The sequence below is a fragment of the Myxococcus dinghuensis genome, assembly GCF_024198235.1.
Lineage (GTDB): Bacteria > Myxococcota > Myxococcia > Myxococcales > Myxococcaceae > Myxococcus > Myxococcus dinghuensis.
In genome coordinates this window covers 1-24300 of sequence record NZ_JAKCFB010000053.1, presented here as the reverse complement: position 1 = coordinate 24300, position 24300 = coordinate 1, and the positions used below count along the sequence as shown (strand labels likewise).

Below are 24300 nucleotides of genomic sequence, written 5' to 3'. Positions count from 1 at the left end.
CCCCTCCGGGAGGTGGGCGCCGGCCATACCTCGAAGGCCTTCGTGTCCGCTCCCCTGGGGAGCGTGCGCCCGGGCGGGCCCCCTCGGGGGGACCGCCTTCTGGAAATGTCAGGGCGCACTGCTATACGTGGGAGGCAACCTGCCAGGGCTGATGCTCGGTGGGCCGTGCGTGTCCCGTCCTTGGTGGGTGGGACCTCGACAGAAAGGCAGAGGGAGCAGTCATGGCTGGAGGCGTGAACAAGGTCATCCTCATCGGCAACCTGGGGGCGGACCCGGAGGTCCGCTTCACTCCGGGCGGTCAGGCGGTGGCGAACTTCCGCATCGCGACCAGCGAGAGTTGGAACGACAAGAACGGCCAGAAGCAGGAGCGGACCGAGTGGCACCGCATCGTCGTCTGGGGAAAGCTCGCGGAGCTGTGCGGCGAGTACCTGAAGAAGGGACGCCAGTGCTACGTCGAGGGCCGCCTGCAGACGCGTGAGTGGACGGACAAGGAGAACCGGAAGAACTACACCACGGAGGTCGTCGCCAACGCGGTGACGTTCCTCGGGGGTGGTGGCCGCGACGCGGGTGACGGCATGAGCGGCGGCGGTGGCGGTGGCGGGCGCCGGCAGTTCGGCTCGCAGCGTGGCGGCCAGGACTCCGGCGACTACGGCCAGCCGCCCCCCATGGATGACGGCATGGGCGGGGGCCACGGCGGCGGCGGCGGTGGCAACGACGACGACATCCCGTTCTGAGGCACGGGGCCCGTCGGGCCCGTCCCCTGGAAGCGAACCGGCCGCTCCCCGAGACTCCTTCGGGGGCGGCCGGTGTGCTTTTCAGGGGCTGCTGAAGGGGGCCCGGGGCGGCAACGCGCGCCACCCCGGACGAAGGGGCGTCAGGCCGCGGGGCCGAGCGCGCCGCCGGCGGTGTAGAGCGCGTAGATGACGCTCCAGCTCATCGCGGTCAGCAGCAGGAAGATGATGATGGAGAGCGGCTCGAAGCGGCGCATGGCGCGCTCGCTGGCCAGCAGGCCCCAGCCCATGGCGAAGCCCTGGAGGCCGTTGGCCAGGTGGTACGAGGTGCCCAGCGTGCCCAGCAGGTAGACGACGAGCGTGGGGCCGTGGAAGTGCATCTCCCGGGCGATGTCGATGAACGGCTCCGGGTGACCCTCGACCAGGCGCGGGTGCAGGAAGGCCAGCCAGATGTGGGCGCCGAGGAAGGCCAGCACGCCCAGCGCGCTCACGCGCTGGAGGAGGTACTTGAGGTTGCCGTAGTTGTTGTACCGGTTGTTGTTGGGCCGGAAGCTGAACAGCCGGACCAGGCCCCAGCCGGTGTGGAACAGCAGGGGCAGCATGACGATGAGGAACGTCAGGGCCTGCGAGTACGGGTTGGCGTACGTGGTGACGGACTTCTCCCACGCGGCGGCGCCGTTGAAGGCGGAGAGGTTGTCCCAGAGGTGGTTGACGACCCAGATGCTCAGGGGGACCACCGCGAGGAACGAACCCAGGCGGGACTTGAGGAGCGGAGTCTTCGTCGGAACGGCGTCGGCTGTGGCAGCCTGGGTGCTCATCGGTTCTCCAGGGGGCGGCGCGCGGGCGGGTTCCCCGCGCCCCAAGTCAAGGTCAGGTGACTACCGGTGGGCGGTTTATAGCCGTTCCGGCCACGACGCTGGATTTCTTCCGCACCCCCGCATGCCAGTCACCGCACACGGAGGCATAAGGCCCGGCTTATGTGTCACCCCGGGTGGGGCTGCTGGCGGGCCGTCGTGCGACGGTGCGTCCGCCTTCTGCCGTTGGCGGGCAATGCGGGGTCGGGCACGCTAGTCGCACAGCTATGTCCGATGAGCTCGTCAGTGGATTGTTGAAGAAGGCGGACCTGCGCGTGGTGCTGGCCGTGAGCACCGCCCTGTCCCAGAAGGCCCGCGCCACCCACCGCACGGCCCCCGCCGCGGCCGCGCTGTTGTCCCAGGCGCTCACCGCCGCCGCGCTGCTGGGCGCCCTCCAGAAGAGCGAGGCGCGCATCAACCTCCAGGTGGAGTGCGACGGCCCCCTGCGCGGCCTGTTCGTGGACGGCGACGCCTCCGGGACGGTGCGGGGCTACGTGAAGAACCCCCTCGTGGAGTACGTGGGCGGCGACGGCCAGTACCACTGGCGGCCCGTGCTGGGGAACCAGGGCTTCCTCTCCATCCTGCGGGACATGGGGCAGGGCGAGCACTACCGCTCCTCCGTGGAGCTGGAGCGCTTCGACCTGGCGGGCGACCTGGAGCGCTACTTCCTGCAGTCGGATCAGCTCCCCTCGCACCTGCTGCTCGCGCAGCTCCCCACGGTGGGCGCGGACGGGCAGACGGAGTCGCTGGGCATCGTCGCGGGCCTGCTCGTGCAGCCCCTGCCCGACGCGGACATGGACGGCTTCCAGGCGCTGGGCGCGCGGCTGCGTCACGACTTCGAGTCCGCCCTGCGCGCGCACGCGGCGTCCGGCGCGTCCGCGGTGCTGCGCGCGCTGCTGCCCGAGCCGGACTTCGAGGTGATGTCGCGCTACCCGCTCGGCTTCGCCTGCTCGTGCAGCGAGGACCGGGTCAAGCGCGCGCTGCTCGCCATGGGGCGCGAGGAGCTGCAGGACCTGCTCGACAAGGAGGGGCAGGCGGAAGCGACGTGTCAATTCTGCACGACGCGATATGTCATTCAGGGAGACGTCATCCGGAGCATGCTGGCGAGCGGCTCGGTTTGACTTGGGTGCGTGGCCTGGGTACAGGCCGCGCGCCATGAGTTACTTCACGCAATTGCTCGAGGGCGGCTACGAGGCCGTCCATCTGCTCAGCGACTCCCGCACGGGCCTGCGGGCCATCGTCGGCATGCACAACACGCGGCTGGGGCCCGGCCTCGGCGGCACGCGCGCGCTGTCCACGTACACCAGCGAGGAGGAGGCGGTCGCGGACGCGCTCCGGCTGGCGCGGGGCATGACGTACAAGGCGGCGCTCGCGGGGCTGCCGCACGGCGGTGGCAAGGCCGTCATCATGTTGCCGCGTGGCAACTTCGACCGGGCGAAGCTGTTCGAGTCGTTCGGCCGCGCGGTGGAGTCGCTCGGCGGGCGCTACATCACCACCGAGGACAGCGGCACCAGCCCGGACGACATGGAGTACGTGCGCAAGCACACGCGCCACGTGGTGGGGCTCAAGGAGCGCAGCGGAGACCCGTCGCCGGTGACGGCGTACGGCGTGGCGCGCGCCATGGAGGCCACGGCGAAGCACGTGTTCGGCAGCTCGGACCTCAAGGGCCTGCGCGTCACGGTGCTGGGCGTGGGGCACGTGGGCATGTACCTGGTGAAGGAGCTGCACGAGCGCGGCGCGAAGGTGTGGGTGAGCGACATCAACACCGCCAGCGTGGAGGCGGCGGTGAAGCAGTACGGCGCCACGGCGGTGGACGCGAACACGCTGCACCGCATGGAGGCGGACATCTTCGCCCCGTGCGCGCTGGGCGGCGCCATCAACGACGCCACGCTGCCGCTGCTCCAGGTGCGAGCGGTGTGTGGCGCGGCGAACAATCAGCTCCTCACGTCGCGTCATGGCGAGCAGCTCGCCGGCCGCGGCATCCTCTACGTGCCGGACTACGCGGCCAACGCCGGCGGCCTCATCAACGTGGCGCAGGAGTGGGCGGGGTACGACCGGGACAAGGCGTATGCCCGGGCCGCGAACATCTTCGACACCATCGACACGGTGCTGCGGCGCGCAAAGGAATCCGGGCTTCGCCCCGAGCAGGTGGCGGACCGGATGGTGGAGGAGAAGCTGGCGGCCTGAGCGCCCGTGACGCGTCCGTCGCTCGTGCACGTTGATGAACGACGGACGCCGCGTGGATGTGGCCAGGGCGCGAGGCTCGGGGTATGACGGGGCCGCACCCCAGCACCCAGCCGGAGCTCACCGCCGTGGCCACCAAGCGGGCAGCGCCCGGGCCCAAGGCCCAGGGCAAGAGCAAGCCCACCGCGAAATCCACCTCGAAGAAGCCCTCGCTCCTGTCCCGCCTCACGCCCAAGCGGAAGACGGGCCGGGAGCAGGCGCAGAAGCTCGTCTCCATTCCCGCGGACATGGTGTTGGCGCCGCAAGTGGAGGTCCCCCGGCAGCCCACCGGGAGGGACCAGTCGCGTGGCCGCCCCAAGAGCGTCCGCGAGCTGACGTGGAAGGAGTTCGATCGCGCGGTGCAGCAACTGGCCGGCTCCATCCTCAAGTCGTTCCATCCGGAGGCCGTGGTGGGCGTGGTCCACGGCGGCGTGTTCGTGGGCGGGGCGCTGTCTTCGGCGCTCGGCTGCGAGTTCTTCCCGGTGCGCATCAGCCGGCGCAGCCGCGACCGTGACAGCGCGGCGAGCGCGAAGCGCGGCCCCACGCTCAGCGGCGTGATGCCGCGCGAGCTGAAGGGCCGCCGCGTCCTCATCGTCGACGACGTGGCCTCCAGCGGCGACACGCTGGAGATGGCCACCGCGCTGGCGCTGGAGGTGGGCGCCAGGCAGGTGGCGACCGCGTGCCTGGTCGTGAAGCCGGAGGGCTTCGCGCCGGACTACCAGGCCCTGTCCACGGACGCCCTGGTGGTCTTCCCCTGGGATTACGAGCCCGTCACGGGCGACGCGCGCTTCGAGGAAGACCCGGACAAGGCCGGGGCGTGAGCGACTGATGCGGTGAGGCGATGATCCTCGGGACGGCGGGCCACATCGACCACGGCAAGACGTCCCTGGTGAAGGCCCTCACCGGCATCGACACCGACCGTCTCCAGGAGGAGAAGCGCCGGGGCATCACCCTGGAGCTGGGCTTCGCGCACCTGACGTTGGACGACGGCGCGGTGGCGGGCGTGGTGGACGTGCCGGGCCACGAGCGCTTCGTGAAGGCCATGGCCGCGGGCGCGGGCGGCGTGGACCTGGCGGTGCTGGTGGTGGCGTCGGACGAGGGCGTCATGCCCCAGACGCGCGAGCACCTGGACATCTGCCGGCTGCTCGGCGTGCGCGCGGGGGTCATCGCCCTCACCAAGTCCGACCTGCTCGAGGAGCTGGGGCCGGAGTGGCGCGCGCTGGTGGAGGCGGACCTGGCGGCGCTCACCGCGGGCACGTTCCTCGAGGGCGCGGCGGTGGTGCCGTGCTCGGCCCGCACGGGCGACGGGTTGGACGCGCTGCGGGCCGCGCTCACCCGGGCGTCGCTCGCGTTGGAGAAGCGCCCCTCGGAAGGGCCGCTCTTCCTCCCGGTGGACCGCGTCTTCACGCTGAAGGGCTTCGGCACGGTGGTGACGGGCACGCTCCTGTCGGGGTCGGTGTCCGTGGACGACGCGGTGTCGCTGCTGCCGGGGGTGCCAGGGCCCCTGCGCGTGCGGGGCGTTCAGCGTCATGGTCAGCCGGTGTCGCGGGGCTCCGCGGGCGAGCGCGCGGCGGTGAACCTGGGCGGCGTGGAGGCGGACGCGCTGCGCCGGGGCATGGTGCTCACGCGCGCGGGAGAGCTGCCCGAGACGCGCATGCTGGACGTGGAGCTGACGCTGCTGCCGTCCGCGGAGGCGCCGCTGCCGCGCCGCCGCAAGCTGCTGTTGCACCTGGGCACGGCGCAGGTGGAGGCCACGGTGGCGCTGCTGGACGTGGAGCGGCTGGAGCCCGGCGAGACGGCCCTGGCGCAGCTTCGGCTCGACGCGCCCGTGGCCGCGCTCGCGGGGCAGCGCTTCATCCTGCGGGGCTCGCGCGTGCTGCCCGGGCGCGGGGCGACGGTGGCGGGGGGCCGGGTGCTGTCGATCGCTCCGCCGCGGCGGCGCTCGGGGGGCGCGGCGCTGGTGGCGCCGCTGCGCGAGGCGGACGCCGCCGGGCAGGTGGCGTGGCTCCTGCGGCAGGCGGGCTACCGGGGGCTGACGCAGCAGGAGTTGTTCGGCCGCTCCGGGCTCGCGCCCAAGGTGCTGGCGCGCGCGCTGGACCTGCTGGGGGCGCGGGGTGGGGTGGTCCTGCTGGACAAGGAGCGGCGGCTGTTCCTGTCGGGCGAGGTGCTCGCGGGGCTGCAGGAGCGCTCGCTCGCGCTGCTGGCGGCCTTCCACGAGCGCGAGCCCCTGCGGGAAGGGCTGCCCCGCGAGGAGCTCCGGCAGCGGTTGTCGTCGGAGCTGGACGCGCGGGCCTTCCAGCGCGTGGTGCAGGGACTGGTGGACGCCGGGAAGGTGGAGGTGGACAAGGACGTGGCGCGCCTCGCGGGGCGCGGTCGCACGCTGTCGCTGGGGGACGAGGCCGCGCGGGCTCGGCTCGCGGCGGAGCTGTCCGCGGCGGGGCTGTCTCCGCCCACGCAGAACGAGCTGTCGCAGAAGCTCCAGCTCCCCGAGCCCCGCCTGCGCGAGCTGCTGAAGGTGCTGGCGGCCCAGGGGGCGGTGGTGCGCGTCAGCGAGGAGCTGTGCTTCGACGCGGGGGCCCTGGCGGCCCTGCGGGAGCGGCTGGTTGCCCACCTTCGCGAGAAGAAGGAGATTACGACCCAGGGCTTCAAGGAGCTGGTGGGACAGAGCCGCAAGTTCGTCATCCCCCTGTCCGAGTACTTCGACCGTGAGAAGGTGACGCTCCGGGTGGGCGAGAAGCGGGTGCTGCGTCGCGGATGAGCACGAGGCAATACAGCGAGGCGTCGCTGCGCGCCTTCATCGAGCCCTTCGCCAACCCCGTGCTCGCGGTGGTGGAGGGGCGTGTGTCCGCCGCGAACGACGCGTACCTCGCGCTGCTGGGGCTGCCCCGGGAGCAGGTGGAGGGACGCTCGGCCCTGGACTTCGTCCAGCCGGAGGAGCGCAGCCGGCTCGTCGAGCGCTACCAGTGGCTCGAGTCCGGCGCCCCGCTGGAGCCCGTGACGCAGATGTATCAGGTGCCCCAGGCGGGCGGCGGCGCGCGCGAGGTGGCCCTGTACGCGTCCCTGCTCCTCCTGGACGACGGGCGCCGCGCGCTCCTGCTCAACCTGCTGCCACTGGTGGAGCGACCGCCGGAGCTGTCCATGGCCGAGCGGCTGGTGGAGACGTCCGCCAACCTGGTCTCCGCCCACTCCGAGGACGCGGTGCGCCGCGTGGCGCTCAAGGGGTTGGAGGCCGCGGGCTTCCGCGTCCGGCTGCTGCGCTGGGACGGCGTCCGGTTGTTCCCGCTCGATGGCGGAGCGCTCCCGGAGGACCTCCACCTGGGCCTGGAGGCGCTGTCGGACGGACGGCCCGTCTTCGGGGGGCCGGGGAGCGCCTCGCCCTCGCACGTCTACATCCCCGTGGGCGGCCCCCAGGCGGAGGTGCTGCGCATGGAGGGGCCGTGGGTGGCGCCGCGCCACGGCTCGGTGCTGACGCTCTTCGCGAAGGTGGTGGGCGCGGCGCTCACGGACGCGCGCGTGCAGGCGGATGGCGCGCGCAGCCGGTGGGAGATGGGCGCGGTGGCGGAGGTGGCCCGCTTCGTGGCGCGGCCGATTCCACCCACGCCCGAGGACTTCCTCACGCGCGTGGCGGAGCTGCTGCTCGCGGAGGCCGCGGTGCTGCACCTGACCCACACGCCCGAGGGGCCCATGGCGCTGTCGGCGCACGTGGGGCTCGCCGAGGCCGTGGGCCGGGACGGCGACCCGGCGCGGCTGGGCGGGGTGATGGCGCGCACGGTGCCGGACGCGCTCGACGGGGAGCTGTCCTCGCCGGAGCAGGCGCTGGCGCTGGGCGAGGCCTCGGCGGGGCGCCTGGGCAGCGGGGCGGTGGTGCGGCTGGCGCGGGGCGGGGAGGTGCGCGGCGTGCTGCAGGTGCTGCGGGCGCCGGACCGTCCCTTCGACGCGCGCGACATCCGGCTGCTGGGGACGCTGGCGGAGCTGCTGGTGACGCTGCTGGAGCAGCGCCGGCTGCGCTCGGAGGCGGCGCGCCAGTTGACGGAGACGCGCCTGCTGCTGGACCTGGCGCGCACCACGTCCGGCGTGCTGGAGACCTCCAGCATCCTCGACGTGGCCTCCGACTTCCTCGTCCACCTGCTGGACGTGTCCAACTGCTACATCATGCTGTACGACGAGTCCGCCAAGGCCCTGCGGGGCGCGGCGGCGTCCGCGGCGCACCGCGACTTCTTCCGCACGGTGGTGCTGTCGCTGGGCAGCGACAGCGTGGCGGCGCGCGCGGCGCGTGAGCGCAGGCCGGTGGCCATCGAGGACGTGGAGACGTCCGGCGGTGGCTTCAACGCGCAGTTGGCCCAACGCTTCGGCGAGAAGGCCTTGCTGGCGCTGCCGCTCACCTCGCGCGAGGAGCTCATCGGCGTGGTGCTGGTGGACGACACGCGGCGCTCGCGCACGTTCGGCCCGGAGCTCATCGAACTGGCGGAGGCGACGTGCGGCCAGTTGGCCCTGTCCATCGCCAACGCGCGGCTGTACGAGTCCCTGTGGGCCAGCTACGCGGAGCTGGCCGCCACGCGCGCGGAGATGGTGAAGCGCGAGCGGCTGGCCGCGCTGGGCGAGCTGTCCGCCATCGTCGCCCACGAGGTGCGCAACCCCCTGGGCGTCATCTTCAACGCGGTGGCGTCGCTGCGGCGCCTGCTGGAGCCCAGCGGCGACGCGGGGATGCTCCTGGACATCCTGGGCGAGGAGAGCGACCGGCTCAACCGCATGGTGGGCGACCTGCTCGACTACACGCGGCCCAGGGATCCGGTGCTCCAGCACGAGGACCTGGGCCGCGTGCTCCAGGACTCGCTGGAGGCGGCGCGCGCGCAGGGCGGCGGCTCCGAGCGCACCGTGCTCATCAAGTCCGAGGTGGAGCCGGGGCTGCCCCCGGTGCCCATGGACCGCCGGCTCATCCGGCAGGCGCTCGTCAACGTCGCCGTCAACGCCATCCAGTCCATGCCGCAGGGCGGGCTGGTGCAGGTGCGCGCGCGCCGGGAGGCCCACGCCGGCCGCGAGCAACTGCGCATCGACGTGGCGGACCAGGGGCCGGGGATTCCGGCCGAGCTGCTCCACCGCGTGTTCGAACCCTTCTTCACCACCAAGGCCCAGGGTACGGGCCTGGGCCTGGCCGTCGTGAAACGCATCCTGGAGGAGCACCGCGGTGAAATCGCCGTGGACAGCATTCCCGGTCGGGGTACTACCTTCACGTTCCGGCTGCCCCTCTCCCAGCCCCCGTCCTTCCCATGACCGACGCGAACACCCCGCCGTCCCGTGGACGCATCCTCGTGGTGGACGACCAGCGCAACATGCGCGCCACCACCGCGCTGCTGTTGCGCGCCGAGCAGTACACCGTCTTCGAGGCCGCCACCGGCGAGGAGGCCCTGGCGCACCTGGCGGGCGGCAGCATGGACCTGCTCCTGACCGACCTGAAGATGGAGCCCATGGACGGGCTGACGCTCCTGCGCCGCGCGCTGGAGGTCGCCCCCCGGCTCCAGGTCATCATGATGACGGCCTTCGGCTCCATCGAGAGCGCGGTGGAGGCCATGCGTCTGGGGGCGTACGACTACGTCACCAAGCCCTTCAAGGAGAGCGAGCTGCGCTACCGCGTGGAGCGCGCCCTGGAGCGGGCGCGCCTCTTGCGCGACGTGGACAACCTCGCCACCGACTTCAACCAGCGCCACGGCCTGTCCGCGCTGGTGGGGCGCAGCGCCGCCATGCGGGACCTCACCACGCGGCTGATGCGCGTGGCCCAGTCCGACGCCACCGTGCTCATCCAGGGCGAGAGCGGCACCGGCAAGGAGCTGGTGGCGCGCGCGCTCCACGCGCACAGCCGCCGCAAGGGCCGCTCCTTCGTGCCGGTCAACTGCGCGGCCATCAGCGAGACGCTGCTGGAGAGCGAGCTGTTCGGCCACGCCAAGGGCGCCTTCACGGGCGCGGTGAAGGCCCGCCGGGGCCTCTTCGAGGAGGCGGACGGCGGCACCCTCTTCATCGACGAGGTGACGGAGACCAGCCCCACCTTCCAGTCCAAGCTGCTGCGCGCCCTCCAGGAGGGCGAGGTGCGCCGCGTGGGCGAGTCCACCGCCCTGCGCGTGGACGTGCGCACCGTGGCCGCCACCAACCGCGACATCGAGCTGGAGGTCCGCGAGAAGCGCTTCCGCCAGGACCTCTACTACCGCCTCAACGTGGTGACGCTGCGGGTGCCGCCCCTGCGCGAGCGCCTGGAGGACGTGCCCGCCCTGGCCGAGCACTTCCTGGAGCGCGCCAACGCCCGCAGCCCCAACCCCCGGCGGCTGTCGGCCGCCGCCGTCACCCACCTGATGGGCTACGCCTTCCCCGGCAACGTGCGCGAGCTGGAGAACCTGGTGGAGCAGGCGGCCGCCCTCGCGGAGGGGGACGAGCTGCTGCCGGAGGACTTCCCGCTGAGGCAGGAGCGGCTGGCCCCCGTCCCGGGCGCCTCCAGCATGGTGTCCCTGGAGGGACAGGTGAGCCCCGCCGCGGGCGCCAGCACCGGCCCCACCCTGGCGCAGGTGGTGGAGGACGCCGAGCGCCGCGCCATCGCCCAGTCCCTGGAGCGCCATGGCGTGGACCTGGCCCGCGTCGCCGACGAGCTGGGCGTCTCGTCCACCACCCTGTGGCGGAAGATGAAGCGCCTCAACCTCCGCCCGCCCAGCGAGGCCTCCCGCGAGTAGGCGAGGGCCACAGGTGTAACTTTCGCACACCTTTGGATTCAGATCCGAAATGGCCCGGGTTCATCGGTGAAAAACACAATCGACTGAATTCATTACCTTTTTTCAGTTCTGCAAGCCGATTGCAGGCATGAAATGCAGTCCAGTGAAGGTGCCCGGACGGACAGTGGCTCTAAGTACTTGAGAAAACTGGGTTTTGTCTGGACGACGACACTGGCACGGCGACTGCTAAAGGAATCCGCGGGACACATCGAAGCGAGGCTGAAGGCGGTTCCCCCCCACCCCTTCAGCACTTCCGGTGAGTCACCTTCAGAAGACCCGCGGCCCGGTGCTCCTACGGAGCGCTGGGCCGCCTTCTTTTGGGCGTCATGAGTCCCGCGTCGCGTAGCATCCCCCCATGAAGGAAGAGGTGCGACAAGGGCCCTGGCGGCTTCGGGCCGCGGGCGCCGAGGACCATGCGGCCTTCTCGAGGCTGTTCCGGGAGCTGGGCGTGGATGATCCACCTCCGGACCTGGCCCTGTGGCAGCGGGAGGTGGCGCCGCGCACGCGCATGGTGGACGGGCCGGGTGGGGTGGTGGGCTACACCTCGACGGAGGTGCTGGGGACGCTGGGCTACGTGCAGCAGCTCGTCGTGGACGCGGCCGTCCGCCGGCAGGGCGTGGGACGGTGGGTGATGGGGCAGGTCGCCGAGTCCTTCCGGGCGCGCGGCTGCCGCGACTGGACGCTCAACGTGAAGCGGGACAACACCGCCGCGCTCGCGCTCTACGCGTCCCTGGGGCTGCGGCCCTCACGGCAGGCGGTGAACCTGGGCGTCACGCGGGCGCAGGTGGCCACGTTGCCGGCCTCGCCGGAGCGCCTCGCCGTGGTGCCGGCCTTGGAGGCGGACTGGCCCGTGCTGACGGAGGCCTTCGGGCTGCTGCCCGGCAAGCTCGCGCGCTTCGCGACGCTCGGCTCGCACCAACTGCTGCGGCTGTCTCGCGAGGACGGCGGGGCAGGGGAGGTGCTGGGGATGATGGACGTGCGCGCCCCCGCCGCCGTGCTGTTCCCCTTCTTCGCCGTGTCCCTGGGGCACGCGCGCGTGTTGCTGGAACACGCCTTCGCGCTGCTCGGCGAGACGCGCGCGTCCCTGGGCGTGGTGGTGACGGACGACGCGGCGCTGGAGTCCCGGCTGCGCGAGGCCGGCGCCGGAGTGAGGCTGGAGACCTTCGAGCTGCGTGGCCCGCTGCCCGCTCCGGACCTCCTCGGGTCGCGGTAGCGGACGGGGACGCGCGAGGCCCCGGAAGCACGACGCCCGCCCGAGCACGAGGCCGGGGCGGGCGGTGGAGCGACCGGGGCTCGGGGAGCCCCGAGTCGACTACAGGCCGAAGATGCGGCTGGCCTGCTGCAGCCAGGCGGTGATGGGGCCGGGGAGGATGCCCAGGACCACCACCGCGGCGGTGGAGAGGACGAGCGTGAGCTCCGTGGACCAGCTTCGCTCGAGCGTCTGGGCGCCCTCGGGCACCGGGCGCATGAACATGTAGACCACCACGCGCAGGTAGTAATAGACGCCCGCGGCGCTGGAGAGCACGCCGACGATGGCCAGGCCGACGAGGCCCGAGTCCACCGCGCTCTGGAAGATGAGCAGCTTGCTCATGAAGCCGATGGTGGGAGGAATCCCGCCCAGCGACAGCATGAACGCGGCCATGGCCACCGCGTAACCCGGGCGGCGCTGCGCCAGTCCGCTGAAGCGCTCCAGGTCCCAGGCGGTGCCCTTCTCCTCGTCCTCCCGGCGCTCCAGCGCGGACACCATGGCGAAGGCGCCCACCGCGCTGAACGTGTAGGCCAGCAGGTAGAAGAGGATGCCGCGCAGGGCCTGCGCGCGGGCCAGGTCCACCGGCGTGCCGCCCGTCAGCTCGGAGGGGCCGAGCAGGCGGAACTGCTCACCCGGGCCGGTGACGAACAGCGCCGCCACGCCCACCAGCAGGTAGCCGGCGTGCGCGATGGAGGAGTACGCCAGCATGCGCTTCACGTTGCGCTGCGGGATGGCCAGCAGGTTGCCCGCCACCATGGTGAGGAAGGCCAGCACGGAGAAGAGGACCAGCGGCAGGTGCGGGTCGATGCCCTTGCCCAGCGTGAGGAACACGCGCACCAGCGCCGCGAACGCCGCGGCCTTCACGCCCGCGCTCATCAGCGCCGTCACCGGGGTGGGGGCGCCCTCGTACACGTCCGGCGTCCACATGTGGAACGGCACCGCCGCGACCTTGAAGGCGAAGCCCGCGCCCACCAGGATGAGGCCCGCGTAGACCAGGAGCGGCTGCGCCGCGAGCGCACCCGACAGCGGGCCCACCATGTCCGTCAGCTTCGTGGAGCCGGTGGCGCCGTACAGCAGCGCGGAGCCGTACAGCAGCACCGCGGAGGAGAAGGCGCCCAGGATGAAGTACTTGAAGCCCGCCTCGCTCGGCCGCGTGCCGCGCCGCAGGTACGACGTCAGCGCGTAGGTGGCGATGGAGAGGACCTCCAGGTTGACGAACAGCGTGATGAGCTCGTTCGACATGGCCAGCAGGCTCATGCCCGCCGCGGCGAACAGCATCAGCGCGTAGAACTCGCCGCGCTCCGCGCCCCGCTTGCGCAGGAAGCTCACGGAGCTGAGCGCCGCGAGCGCCAGGCCCACGCACACCACGAAGGTGAGGAAGCTGGAGAAGGGGTCCAGCACGCCGAAGCCGAGGAACACCTCGTGCGCCGGCTCGAACATGGCCGTCAGCGCCGCGAAGCCGGCCGCCACCGCCGTCACCACGGTGAGCACGGCCTGGTAGGCGCGCGACGAGGTGGCGCTGAGGAACACCTCCGACAGCAGCAGGACGGAGGCGCCCGCCACCATGATGATGGCCGGGAACAGCGGGAGGAAGTCTGCCAGGGTGAGGTTGGGCAGGTTCATGGTCGGAAGCTCTGGCGGCCTACTGCCGCGGCGAGGGGACGTCCCGGGCGGCGAGGGGAGCGCTGCCCTGCGGCGCGGCCGCGGTGGGGTTGGAGGGCAGCGACATCACCTCCACGCGCACCTGCTCGGCCTGGGGAGCGCCGGGGATGCCCACGCGGGCCCGGGCGATGAAACGGTCGGTCGACGGCGCCAGCCGGTCCAGGAAGGGCTGCGGCATCAGGCCCATCACGCCCACCAGGGCGATGAAGGGCAGCACGGTGAGGGTCTCCCGCAGGCCGATGTCGCGCAGGTGCTGGTTCTCCCGGTGCGTCAGGCTGCCGAAGAACACCTTCTGCACCATCCACAGCATGTACGCCGCGCCCAGGATGACGCCCAGGGTGGCGAAGGCGCCGAACACCGTCGTCAGGTGCGGGTTGCCCGCCGCCGCGCCCAGGTCGCTCTTGAACGTACCCAGCAGGACGAGGAACTCACCGATGAAGCCGTTGGTGCCCGGCACCGCCACCGACGAGAACGTGATGACGATGAAGAAGGCGGTGAACACCGGCATCACCTTGGCGATGCCGCCGAAGTCCGCCATCAGGCGCGAGTGGCGCCGCTCGTACAGGAAGCCGAAGAGGAGGAACAGCGCGCCCGTGGACACGCCGTGGTTGAGCATCTGGTACGCGCTGCCCGTGGCGCCCTCGGCCGTCACCGCCAGCATGCCCAGCATGCAGTAGCCCAGGTGGCTGACGGACGAGTAGGCGATGAGCTTCTTGATGTCCCGCTGCGCCAGGCACATCAGCGCGCCGTACACGATGCCGATGACCGACAGCGTGGCCAGGAAGGGCCGCGCCATCTGCGCCGCCACCGGGAAGAACGGAATCGCGTAGCGCCAGAAGCCGAAGGTGCCCATCTTCAGCATGACGCCGGCCAGAATCATGGAGCCGGCCACCGGCGCCTGCACGTGCGCGTCGGGCAACCAGGTGTGTACCGGCCACATCGGGACCTTGATGGCGAACGCCAGCGCGAAGGCCGCGAACATCCACGGGCCATACGTGTGCAGCGTCCCGGCCAGGCCCGTCAGCGAATCACACGCGCCCTCCGGTCCCGCGCGGCACGCGGACAACTGGCGGTTGGCCTCCAGCAGGCCGTTGTACATGCTCGCGTAGTCGAAGGAGCGCGCGCCCGCCGGAGCGCTGATGAAGTACACGGCGATGAGCGCCACCAGCATCAGCAGCGAGCCCACCAGGGTGTAGAGGAAGAACTTCACCGCCGCCATCTGGCGGTCCTCGGCGCCCCACACACCCACCATGAGGTACATGGGGATGAGCATGGCCTCGAAGAAGATGTAGAAGAGCAGCACGTCCAGCGACACCAGCGCGCCCAGCATCGTGGTCTGGAGCACCAGCAGCGCCAGGTGGAACTCCTTGATGCGGTGGCTGATGTACGTGGTGGAGGCGAGCACCACCAGCGGGCCCAGGAACACCGTCAGCAGCAGCAGGCTGATGGCCAGGCCGTCCACGCCCAGGTGGTAGCTGAGCCCGAACTCCTTGAACCAGTGGACGCGGTACTCGAGCTGGAACTCCGCGCCGCCCGGCTCGAAGCGCGTGTACGCCCACACGCCGGCGACCAGGTCCACCAGCATGCCGATGAGCGTGACGGTGCGGATCTGCCCCGGCTCGCTGGCCGGCAGCACCAGCACCAGCGCCGCGAACACGAGCGGCAGGAAGACGACGAGGTTGAGCAGGTGGGTGTCGAAGAAGCTCATTGCAGCACCTGGATGAAGGCGTAGGCGATGCCGCCCAGCAGGGCGACGACCATCACCGCGGCGTAGGCCTGGGCATCACCGGACTGGACGTAGCGCAGCGCGCTGCCCACGCGCGCCGTCACCCACGCCGTGCCGCGGACGGCCACGGTGTCGATGAGCAGCGCGTCCACCACGCGGAAGAGGATGAAGCTCAGGAACTTCACCGGCCGGATGACGACCAGCTCGTAGAGCTCGTCCACGTAGAACTTGTTCTGCGCCACGCGGCGCACCGCCCGCGCGAACGCCGGAGCGGGCTGGCCCGCCCGGGCCGGGAAGAAGCTCAGGTACAGGAAGGCCGCGGTGCCGCCGCCCACCAGCGCCACCAGCCACGCGAAGCCGTAGTCCGCCAGCGTGGGGACGCTGGTGTCCAGCTCCACCGCCTTGCCGGCCTCCACCACGCGGTGCATGGCGGAGAACACCGGGCTCAGGAAGTTCTCGAACACCGGCTGCGGCCGGCCGTCGCCCGGCGCCTTCATCAGCGGCCACGCGTACACCGCGGCCACCACGCTGAGCACCGCGAGCACCACCAGCGGCAGGGTCATCTGCCAGGCGCTCTCGTGCGCGTGCGCCACCCGGGCCTCCTTGGAGCGCGGCCCCTCGAAGGTCAGCAGGTACAGGCGCGTCATGTAGAAGGCCGTGCACGCGGCGATGAGCAGGCCCAGCCAGTACACCGTCGTGGAGACCCAGTGCAGGTGCTCCAGGTGGTTGTGGTGCACGCCGTGGAAGATGGCGTCCTTCGAGAAGAAGCCGGACAGCGGCAGGATGCCGGTGATGGCCAGCGTGGCGACCAGGAAGGTGCCCCACGTCCACTTCATCTCGTGGCGCAGGCCGCCCAGCTTCTTGATGTCCGTCTCGTCGCCGTTGCCGTGCATGACGCTGCCGGCGCCCAGGAAGAGGCAGGCCTTGAAGAACGCGTGCGTCACCAGGTGCAGCACCGCCGCCCAGAACACGCCCATGCCCACGCCCATGAACATGATGCCCAGCTGGGACACCGTGGAGTAGGCGAGCACCTTCTTGATGTCGTCCTGCGCGAAGGCGATGAGCGCCGCCAGCAGCGAGGTCAGCGCGCCCACGATGGCGATGGTCGCCATGGCGGTGGGGCTGAGCACCAGCAGCGCGGACATGCGGCTGAACAGGTAGACGCCCGCGGTGACCATCGTCGCCGCGTGGATGAGGGCGGAGACCGGCGTCGGGCCGGCCATGGCGTCCGGCAGCCAGACGTAGAGCGGCAGCTGCGCGCTCTTGCCCGCCGCGCCCAGGAGGAACAGCAGCAGGGCCACCGTCATCACCCCGCCGAACGTGTAGCCCTCCAGCGGGCCCGCGGCGATGGGGGTGGACAGGTCCACCTTGCCGCTGGCGCCCTCGGGGAGGCCCTCCGCCAGCTTCTGCAGGCCCAGGAACGTGACGGTGCCCTTGGTCTCCAGGGCCGCCTTGTAGCGCTGGCCGCTGGTGGAGCCCGCCAGGTAGTCGCGCTCGTCCGCCTGCTTCGTGAAGGCGCCCACCAGCAGCACCATGAGGAAGGTGGCGATGAGGAACGCGAAGTCACCGATGCGGTTGGTGACGAACGCCTTGCGACCCGCCCACGCCTTGGCGGGGTCCGTGTACCAGAAGCCGATGAGCAGGTAGCTGGCCATGCCCACGCCCTCCCAGCCCACGAAGAGCAGGACGAGGTTGTCGGCCAGCACCAGCGTCAGCATCGCCGCGACGAAGAGGTTGAGGTACGCGAAGTACCGCCAGTAGGCCTCGTCGTGCTCCATGTAGCTGGTGGAGTACAGGTGGATGAGGAAGCCCACGCCGGTGATGACCAGCAGGAGCGTCCCGGACAGGTGGTCCACCATCAGCCCGAAGTTCACGCGGAAGTCGCCCACCGCGAACCAGGTGCCGTAGTCGTACGCCAGCGCGTAGCGGACGTAGTCGCGCTCCAGGCCGAACGGGTTGGGGAAGAACGACAGGAGCCGGCGGCTCTCCGGGTCCGTGCTGCTGGTGGCCCAGAAGGCCAGGACGCTCAGGATGAACGCGCCCGCCACCGCCGAGCAGGCGACGAGGTGGACGTTGGCGCGGCCCAGCATCTTGCCGAACACGCCGCAGATGAACGCGCCCAGGAGGGGCAGGGCGATGATGAGCCAGAGCGAGGGCGCCAGGACTTCTGGAGCGACCGGCGCCACCTGGAGGAATTGGGAGAGGTTCATGAAAGGTCTCCGGGCGGGGCCGTCAGTGCTTCATGGTCCGGATGTCTTCCACCAGGACGCTGCCCCGGCTGCGGAAGACGGCGATGACGATGGCCAGGCCGATGGCCGCCTCCGCCGCCGCCACCGCGATGACGAAGAAGGCCGACACGTGGCCGATGCTGTCACCCCGCATGCGGGCGAAGGCCAGGAAGGTCAGGTTCGCCGCGTTGAGCATCAGCTCCACGCACATGAAGACGACCAGGGCGTTGCGGCGCACCAGGACGCCGAACATGCCCATGCAGAACAGGGCGGCGGCAAGCAGGAGGTAGTAGGAGATGGGGACCATGGGCCGATTCGGGGCCTCGCGGGCGGACGTCCTGCCCGCCATCTAGCACAGAAAGATTTGTCGGAACGCAGGCGATCAGATTCGCGACTTCGCCACCACCACCGCGCCCACCATCGCCACCAGGAGCAGCAGGCTCACCGCCTCGAAGGGGAACAGCCACTGGGTGAAGATGGTCTGACCCAGCGAGGCCATGGTGCCGAAGGTGGCCGCCTCCGCGCCGCTCATGGCCGGCGGCGCCATGACGGGCAGCTTGCTGAGGGCCAGGCCCAGCACCACCAGGAAGCCCAGCGTCGCCACGCCCCCCGCCACGCGGGCCAGCGTGGGCCGCCCGCGCGTGGGCGACTCGCCCAGGTTGAGCAGCATGATGACGAACAGGAAGAGCACCATGATGGCGCCCGCGTAGACGAGCACCTGGAGCACCGCCACCGTGTGTGCCCAGAGCAGCACGTACAGTCCGGCCAGGAAGAAGAACGTCGAGACCAGGGCCATGGCGGAGTTGATGGGGCTCCGCGCGAAGATGACCAGGCCGGCCGAAAGCAGCGTCAGGAGCGCGAACGCCCCGAAGAGGATGAGCTCGATGTTCAAGACCAGTCTCCGAACGAACCCCAGGGCTTGTCGCCGAACGGGCAGCGCTTCTCGCGGATGTGGGCCTCGAACTCGTCCTTGAACCGCATCAGGAACGAGTGCGTGGGCAGGGCCGCCGCGTCACCCAGCGCGCAGATGGTGTTGCCCAGGCCGATGGGCGGGTAGGGCGCGATGGAGGCGGCCACGTTGGACAGCATCTCCACGTCGCCCGGCTCGCCGCGGCCCTCCTCGATCTTCCGGAGCAGGCGCGTCTGCCAGGGCGTGCCCTCGCGGCACGGCGTGCACTGGCCGCAGGACTCCTCCGCGTAGAAGCGCGCCACGCGCCAGAGGCTGCGCACCATGCAGGTGGAGTCGTCCATGACGATGACGCCGCCGGAGCCCGCCATGGTCTGCTTGACCTTGAGGGCCTCGAACTCCATGGCCACGTCCAGCTCGTCCGCGCCCAGCACCGGCGCCGAGGAGCCGCCCGGAATCACGGCCTTCACCTTGCGACCCGCCGGCATGCCCCGGCCGTACTTGTCGTCGTAGATGAGCTCCGCGAGGGTGGTGTGCATGGACACCTCGTACACCCCGGGGCGGTTCACCGTGCCGGACAGGCAGACCAGGCGCGTGCCGCCCGACTTGTCCGTGCCCAGCTTGGCGTACCAGTCCGCGCCGCCGGTGAACACGTGCGGCACGCTGGCCAGCGTCTCCACGTTGTTCACCACCGTGGGGGCGCCGAACAGGCCCACCACCGCGGGGAACGGGGGCTTCAGGCGGGGCCAGCCCTTCTTGCCCTCGAGCGACTCGAGCAGGGCCGTCTCCTCGCCGCAGATGTACGCGCCGGCGCCGCGGACCAGGTAGCAATTGAGCTCGTAGTCCTTGCCCAGCAGCTTCTTGCCGAAGATGCCCGCCTTGTACGCCTCGTCGATGGCGGCCTGGCAGCGCTCCGCGGGGAACTTGAACTCACCGCGCAGGTACACGTAGCAGGTGTGCACGCCCAGCGCGTACGACGCGATGGCGATGCCCTCCAGCATCATGTGCGGGTCGTCCTCGAGGATGTAGCGGTCCTTGAAGGTGCCCGGCTCGGACTCGTCGCCGTTGACGGCCAGGTACTTGGGCTTGGGGCTGTCCTTGGGGACGAAGCTCCACTTGAGGCCGGTGGGGAAGCCCGCGCCGCCGCGGCCGCGCAGGTTCGACTTCTTCACCTCGTCGATGATGGCCGCGGGCGCCATCTCCAGCGCCTTCTCGAGGCCCTTGTAGCCGCCGCGCTTCTTGTAGCTGTCCAGGGTCCAGGACTGCGGCTTGCCCCAGGCCGCCGAGATGATCGGGTCGATCGCCTTTGCCGTAGAGGCCATGTGGTGACGTCCTAACGAATTTTGGGAAGGGGTGGATCAGCTCAGCTTGGCGAGGATGGCGTCCAGCTTGGCCCGCGTGAGGCTCTCGTGGTGATCCTCGTTGATCTGCAGGCAGGGCGCGGTGCCACAGGACGCCAGGCACTCGGTCTCGCGCAAGGTGAACTTCTCGTTGGCCTCACCGGCCTTGAGCCCGAGCTTCTCCTCCAGGTAGGCGAGCATCTTCTCCGCGCCCCAGAGCGAGCAGGACAGGTTGGTGCAGACGTCGATGACGTACTTGCCCGGCTTCTTCAGGTGGTACATCACGTAGAAGCTGGCGACCTCGTAGGCGCGCTCCGGCGTGACTTCCAGGTGCTTGGCGACCAGGCGGAGCCCATCCTGCGGCAGCCAGCCCTTGATCTCCTGGAGCAACCGCAGCGCCGGGAGCATGCCCGCGCTTTTGCGATCAGGGGGGTAGTGGGAGATGATCTCCGCGATACCCGCGTCGAACTTCTTCTGCTCTTCAGGAGTGAACAGGGGCTCCGCCATGGCGGGGGGCTACGTATTGCTCCAATGGCCGCGTTGTCAACATAAACCCTCGACGCTACACTGGGCCGCCATCAGCAAATTGCCGAGCGATTTCAACCCCTTGTTATGACCCCGGGACCAGAGAACAAGCGACAGCACCCCCGGGTCCCGGCCGTGCTGAAGGTAGAGTACGCGGACGGCCGCCAGGTGCGGGACGTCACGGAGAACCTGTCCCAGGCGGGCCTGTTCGTGCAGACCGAGCAGGTCTTCACGCTCGGGGACGAGGTCCGGCTCGCACTTTCTTTCCCGGGACTGCTGGATCCGGTAGAAGTCACGGGCATCGTGGCGTGGGTCAGGCCCCCGGGGTTCGATCAACCCGGTGGAGTCGGCGTCCGCGTGGAGCGTGAAGAGGACCGGCGGAGATTGGGTGACATCTTGAGTGCGGCAGGACCCAACAGCCACGCGCCCCACGCCGAGCACGACGGGTACCGTGTCCTCATCGTCGAGGACAACCCGCACATCATCGAGATGTACAGCTACGTGCTGAAGAAGCTGGCCAGCGGCGAGCTGCACGGGAAGGTGCCGCTGGAGGTCCACTTCGCGCCGGACGGCCACCACGCGCTGTTGATGCTGCGCGAAGGGCGCTTCAGCCTGGTGATGACGGACCTGTACATGCCGGTGATGGACGGCTTCGCCCTGGTGGAGCGCATCCGCGAGGAGGAGGCGCTGCGCGCCATCCCCATCATCGCCATCTCCGCCGGCGGCAAGGAGGCCCAGGAGCGGGCGCTCCAGCTGGGGGTCGACATCTACCTGCGCAAGCCGGTGAAGTTCGTCGAGGTCCTGGAGACGGTGAAGCAGCTCTTGCGCATCAAGTAGCGCGGGCCCGGCCGTCCGGTCCTTCCGGGCGGGTGACGGGTACTCCCACGTTGAGTGGGGGCGTGGGGACGTCGTAGAGTCGCGCACCCATGCCGAAGGCCGCCATCAACCGCGACGCCGTCAGTGGCGAGGCGCTGTTCATCCTCCGAAACCTGAGGGAGAACGGCCGACTCGGACGCTCCAACAAGCTGGCCGATGTGAAGGCCGCCCTGGAGCCGTCCGTCTCGCTCGAGTTCGACAACTACTTCTTCTTCCTGCGCAAGTTCCACTACATCGCCATGGACCGCGAGGCCCAGCTCAAGCTCACCGAGCAGGGTGAGCGCGTGGCGGGCGGGGACCTGCAGGACCGCTTCTCCACGGAGGTGGGCGAGTTCTTCGCGGAGCAGCTCGCCGCGGCGGAGGACGAGCCGCCGGTGGCGCAGGGCACGGAGGAGCCCGCGGTGATTCCGCCGCCGCCGCCGGAGCTGCTGCTGGACGAGACGGAGGTGGAGCCCTCGTCCTCTGGGCAGGTGACGCCGCCGCCCATGCCGCCCGCGATGCCGCCGATGCGCGCGTCGCGCGCGGCGATGCCCGCGCTGGACCTGGCGCCGCCGGCCCCCACGCCCGCGCCCACCCCCGCTCCCGCGATGGTGGTCGTGACGCCCGGAGTGCCCGTGCCCACCCACGTCCCCGAGTCGCGCAGGGAGACGGGCGTCGGCCCGATTCCCACCGCCCCGCCGCCGCAGCCGCCGTCCGCTCCCCCTCCCGCCGCCGCAGCCGCTTCCATGCCCCCTCCCGCCGCCGTCCCCGCTCCCGCCGCCGCAGCGCCCGTCGCCGCCCCCAAGGGCACCGAGCTGGACCTGCGCTACCAGAAGTTCGACCCCATCGGCACCGGTCCCCTGGGCACCGTCTTCAAGGGGCGCTTCACGGCGCTGGGGCTGGACATCTGCCTCAAGGAGCTGAAGGACATCTTCGGCTACTTCTCCTTCCTCCAGCGCGGCGAGGTGCTCAAGCGGCTGAAGAAGGAGCTGTGCGCCCAGGCGCAGGTGCGCCACCCGGGCATCGTCCAGGTGGTGGACCAGAACGTGGACTCGGCCCGGCCCTACTTCGTGCTGGAGCTGCTCAACGGCAGCCTCAAGGAGCGGCTGGAGGCGGGCGGTGGCAGCGGGGTGCCGGTGGCGTTCGCGCTGCGCACCTTCCTGCAGATGGCGTACGCCCTGCGCGCCGCGCACGCCACGGGGCTGACGCACCACAACCTCAAGCCGGAGAACGTCCTCTTCGACGCGTACGGCAACGCGAAGCTGTCCGACTTCGGCCTGGGGCGCGTGGTGGAGGTGGACGCCACCAAGGGCATGCCCCAGGTCTTCGTGGGCACGGGCGGCATGGCGTACATGGCGCCGGAGCTGATGAACAACCGGGGAGCGAAGGACCCGGGCCCGGCCGCGGACGTGTACGGGCTGGGCATCATGCTCTACGAGATGCTCACCGGGCAGATTCCCGGGCGCCGCTCGCCGCTGCCCTCGGAGGTCAACCCGGAGGCCCCCAGCGGCCTGGACCAGTTGTTCGACAAGGCCACGCAGGACAAGCGCGAGCAGCGTTACCCGGACGTGGACGCCATGCTGGAGGACTTCTACAAGGCGTTCCCCGACAAGGAGTTCCTCGCGCGGGGCGACCTCGTCCTCTCCTCCAACGCGCCGCAGTCGTGACGCCGTGACGGGCGGGCCCTCCCCAGGGGGGGCCGCCGTCCGCGTCGCCGTGCAGCACCCCTCGAAGGTTCCCATGTCCGAGCGCCCTTCCGACCGCGTGCTCATCACCGTCACCGGGAAGGACCACCCCGGAATCACCGCCCGCCTCACCGGCCTGCTCGCGGACGCCGGCGCCGAGCTGCTCGACGTGGAGCAGGGCGTGCTCCAGGGGCACGTCACCCTCTGCCTGCTGGTGCGCCTGCCGGAGTCGCGCGGCGTGCTCAAGGAGCTCCTGTTCGCCGCGCGCGAGCTGGGCGTGGCGCTGGACTTCCAGGCGCTGGAGGCCCCTCCAGCGCAGGAGGCGCCGGGGCCCGCGCGCTACGTCGTCACGGCGGTGGCGCGCGCGCTGGGCGCCCGGGAGCTGCACGCGCTCTCCGAGCACCTGTCCCGGCAGGGCGCCAACATCGAGCGCATCACCCGGCTGACGCACCCGCACCTGGGCTCGCTGGAGATCCACGTCACGCTGCCGCCGGCGGTGGAGGCGGAGGCGCTCAAGCGCTCGCTGCTGGCGCTGGCCATGCGGGACGGGACGTTCGACGTCGCGCTCCAGCGCGAGGGCCTGTTCCGGCGCAGCAAGCGGATGGTGGTGATGGACATGGACTCCACGCTCATCCGCATCGAGGTCATCGACGAGCTGGCGCGCGCGCACGGCGTGGGCGAGCAGGTGGCGCGCATCACCGAGCGCGCCATGCACGGGGAGATGGACTACGACGAGTCGCTGCGCCAGCGCGTGGCGCTCCTGGCCGGGCTGGACGTGTCCGTGCTGCGGACCCTGGCGGCGAACCTGCCGCTGACGGAGGGCGCCCAGACGCTCGTGCGCGTGCTCAAGCGCCTGGGCTACCGCACCGCCGTCATCAGCGGCGGCTTCTCCGTGGCGGCGGAGGCCCTCCAGGCGCAACTGGGCATCGACCACGCGTACTCCAACGTGCTGGAGGAGGCGGATGGCCGGCTCACGGGGCGCACGGTGGGGCCCATCGTCAACGCGCGCCGCAAGGCGGAGCTGCTGGAGGCGCTGGCGGCCCGGGAGGGCATCCTCCTGGACCAGGTCATCGCGGTGGGCGACGGCGCCAACGACCTGCTGATGCTGGAGCGCGCCGGGCTGGGCATCGCCTTCCGCGCCAAGCCCCGGCTGCGCGAGGCGGCCGACACGTCCATCTCCGCCGGCGGCCTCGACTCCATCCTCTACCTGCTGGGCCTCACCGGGCGGGAGCTGGAGGAGGTGGGCTGAGGCGGCCTACAGCCGCATCCGCGCGGCCAGCTCGCGCTGCTGCAGCTGGCCCTTCTCCAGCAGCAGCTCCAGCAGGGCGCGGAGGATCTTCGAACTCTTCTCCTGGTTCTGCTGCACGGTCTGCAGCCGCTGCAGGTCCTCCTCGCGCCACTCGTTGGCGGGCGTCCCGCCGGCGAGGATTTCGTCGAGGATGTCCGCGGCGCTCGAGGCCGCTGGGGCCGGCGGAGCAGGCGCGGCGGCGGCCCGGGGAGCAGGCGCGGGCGCCGGGGCGGGCGCGGCGGCGGGGGCCTTCGGCGGGACGATGTCCGCGATGC

19 protein-coding genes and 1 pseudogene are annotated in these 24300 nt (G+C 71.0%); 11 read left to right on the top strand and 9 right to left on the bottom strand.

All coding sequences use genetic code 11. The features are described 5' to 3' along the window. Window positions 1–221 precede the first annotated feature (221 nt). Window positions 222–734 (top strand): single-stranded DNA-binding protein, encoded by a 513-nt coding sequence (locus LZ198_RS38245; protein ID WP_253977096.1) that lies wholly within the window; start codon window positions 222–224, stop codon window positions 732–734. 140 nt (window positions 735–874) lie between these two features. On the opposite strand, the gene LZ198_RS38240 is transcribed toward LZ198_RS38245, so the two are convergent. Then, window positions 875–1549, bottom strand: a complete 675-nt coding sequence (locus LZ198_RS38240) for a succinate dehydrogenase (protein ID WP_253977095.1) — start codon at window positions 1547–1549, stop codon at window positions 875–877. A 263-nt stretch (window positions 1550–1812) separates the two neighbouring features. Between LZ198_RS38240 and hslO the strand changes: the two genes are divergently transcribed. The 7 genes from hslO to LZ198_RS38205 all read left to right on the top strand — a co-directional run bounded on the left by hslO (window position 1813) and on the right by LZ198_RS38205 (window position 11773). Beyond that, entirely contained in the window at window positions 1813–2706 is an 894-nt protein-coding gene (gene hslO / locus LZ198_RS38235; RefSeq protein WP_253977094.1) for an Hsp33 family molecular chaperone HslO, read from the top strand. A 34-nt stretch (window positions 2707–2740) separates the two neighbouring features. Then, window positions 2741–3772 (top strand): Leu/Phe/Val dehydrogenase, encoded by a 1032-nt coding sequence (locus tag LZ198_RS38230; RefSeq protein ID WP_253977093.1) that lies wholly within the window; start codon window positions 2741–2743, stop codon window positions 3770–3772. An 83-nt stretch (window positions 3773–3855) separates the two neighbouring features. Next, entirely contained in the window at window positions 3856–4629 is a 774-nt protein-coding gene (locus LZ198_RS38225; protein WP_253977092.1) for a phosphoribosyltransferase, read from the top strand. Window positions 4630–4649: 20 nt separating this feature from the next. Further along, window positions 4650–6566 carry a selenocysteine-specific translation elongation factor gene (gene selB, locus LZ198_RS38220; protein WP_253977091.1) on the top strand — a complete coding sequence of 639 codons (1917 nt, stop codon included), beginning with the start codon at window positions 4650–4652 and terminating at the stop codon, window positions 6564–6566. Further along, window positions 6563–9079 carry an ATP-binding protein gene (locus tag LZ198_RS38215; RefSeq protein ID WP_253977090.1) on the top strand — a complete coding sequence of 839 codons (2517 nt, stop codon included), beginning with the start codon at window positions 6563–6565 and terminating at the stop codon, window positions 9077–9079. Before selB ends, LZ198_RS38215 begins: the two co-directional genes overlap by 4 nt. Next, window positions 9076–10521: a sigma-54-dependent transcriptional regulator gene (locus tag LZ198_RS38210; RefSeq protein WP_253977089.1), complete on the top strand. Its 1446-nt coding sequence runs from the start codon at window positions 9076–9078 to the stop codon at window positions 10519–10521. Before LZ198_RS38215 ends, LZ198_RS38210 begins: the two co-directional genes overlap by 4 nt. A gap of 394 nt (window positions 10522–10915) precedes the next feature. Further along, on the top strand, window positions 10916–11773 hold the full coding sequence (locus LZ198_RS38205) for a GNAT family N-acetyltransferase (protein ID WP_253977088.1): 858 nt from the start codon (window positions 10916–10918) through the stop codon (window positions 11771–11773). Between the two features lie 99 nt (window positions 11774–11872). On the opposite strand, the gene LZ198_RS38200 is transcribed toward LZ198_RS38205, so the two are convergent. From LZ198_RS38200 to LZ198_RS38170, 7 genes are all read right to left on the bottom strand, one after another. After that, on the bottom strand, window positions 11873–13432 hold the full coding sequence (locus tag LZ198_RS38200; protein ID WP_253977087.1) for an NADH-quinone oxidoreductase subunit N: 1560 nt from the start codon (window positions 13430–13432) through the stop codon (window positions 11873–11875). Between the two features lie 19 nt (window positions 13433–13451). Next, a complete protein-coding gene (locus LZ198_RS38195; protein ID WP_253977086.1) occupies window positions 13452–15179 on the bottom strand; it encodes a complex I subunit 4 family protein in 1728 nt (575 codons plus the stop codon). Continuing rightward, on the bottom strand, window positions 15176–17407 hold the full coding sequence (gene nuoL / locus LZ198_RS38190) for an NADH-quinone oxidoreductase subunit L (RefSeq protein WP_253977085.1): 2232 nt from the start codon (window positions 17405–17407) through the stop codon (window positions 15176–15178). The genes LZ198_RS38195 and nuoL overlap by 4 nt, the downstream gene beginning before the upstream one ends. Window positions 17408–17429: 22 nt before the next feature. Beyond that, a complete protein-coding gene (gene nuoK, locus LZ198_RS38185) occupies window positions 17430–17732 on the bottom strand; it encodes an NADH-quinone oxidoreductase subunit NuoK (RefSeq protein ID WP_234069936.1) in 303 nt (100 codons plus the stop codon). A gap of 75 nt (window positions 17733–17807) precedes the next feature. Beyond that, window positions 17808–18317: an NADH-quinone oxidoreductase subunit J family protein gene (locus tag LZ198_RS38180; RefSeq protein ID WP_253977084.1), complete on the bottom strand. Its 510-nt coding sequence runs from the start codon at window positions 18315–18317 to the stop codon at window positions 17808–17810. Next, window positions 18314–19654: an NADH-quinone oxidoreductase subunit NuoF gene (gene nuoF, locus LZ198_RS38175; RefSeq protein WP_253977083.1), complete on the bottom strand. Its 1341-nt coding sequence runs from the start codon at window positions 19652–19654 to the stop codon at window positions 18314–18316. Before nuoF ends, LZ198_RS38180 begins: the two co-directional genes overlap by 4 nt. Before the next feature lie 36 nt (window positions 19655–19690). Beyond that, the gene (locus LZ198_RS38170; protein ID WP_253977082.1) at window positions 19691–20179 is read right to left on the bottom strand and encodes an NADH-quinone oxidoreductase subunit NuoE family protein; all 489 of its coding nucleotides are present in this window, start codon (window positions 20177–20179) and stop codon (window positions 19691–19693) included. A gap of 105 nt (window positions 20180–20284) precedes the next feature. Here LZ198_RS38170 and LZ198_RS38165 point away from each other — a divergent pair, with 105 nt between their 5' ends. From LZ198_RS38165 to serB, 3 genes are all read left to right on the top strand, one after another. Continuing rightward, a complete protein-coding gene (locus LZ198_RS38165; protein ID WP_253977081.1) occupies window positions 20285–21034 on the top strand; it encodes a TIGR02266 family protein in 750 nt (249 codons plus the stop codon). A gap of 89 nt (window positions 21035–21123) precedes the next feature. Continuing rightward, window positions 21124–22719 (top strand): serine/threonine-protein kinase, encoded by a 1596-nt coding sequence (locus tag LZ198_RS38160; RefSeq protein ID WP_253977080.1) that lies wholly within the window; start codon window positions 21124–21126, stop codon window positions 22717–22719. A gap of 73 nt (window positions 22720–22792) precedes the next feature. Further along, the gene (gene serB / locus LZ198_RS38155; protein WP_253977079.1) at window positions 22793–23986 is read left to right on the top strand and encodes a phosphoserine phosphatase SerB; all 1194 of its coding nucleotides are present in this window, start codon (window positions 22793–22795) and stop codon (window positions 23984–23986) included. A gap of 6 nt (window positions 23987–23992) precedes the next feature. Here serB and LZ198_RS38150 read toward each other — a convergent pair. Continuing rightward, window positions 23993–24300, bottom strand: a pseudogene (locus LZ198_RS38150) (hypothetical protein); the annotation flags it as partial.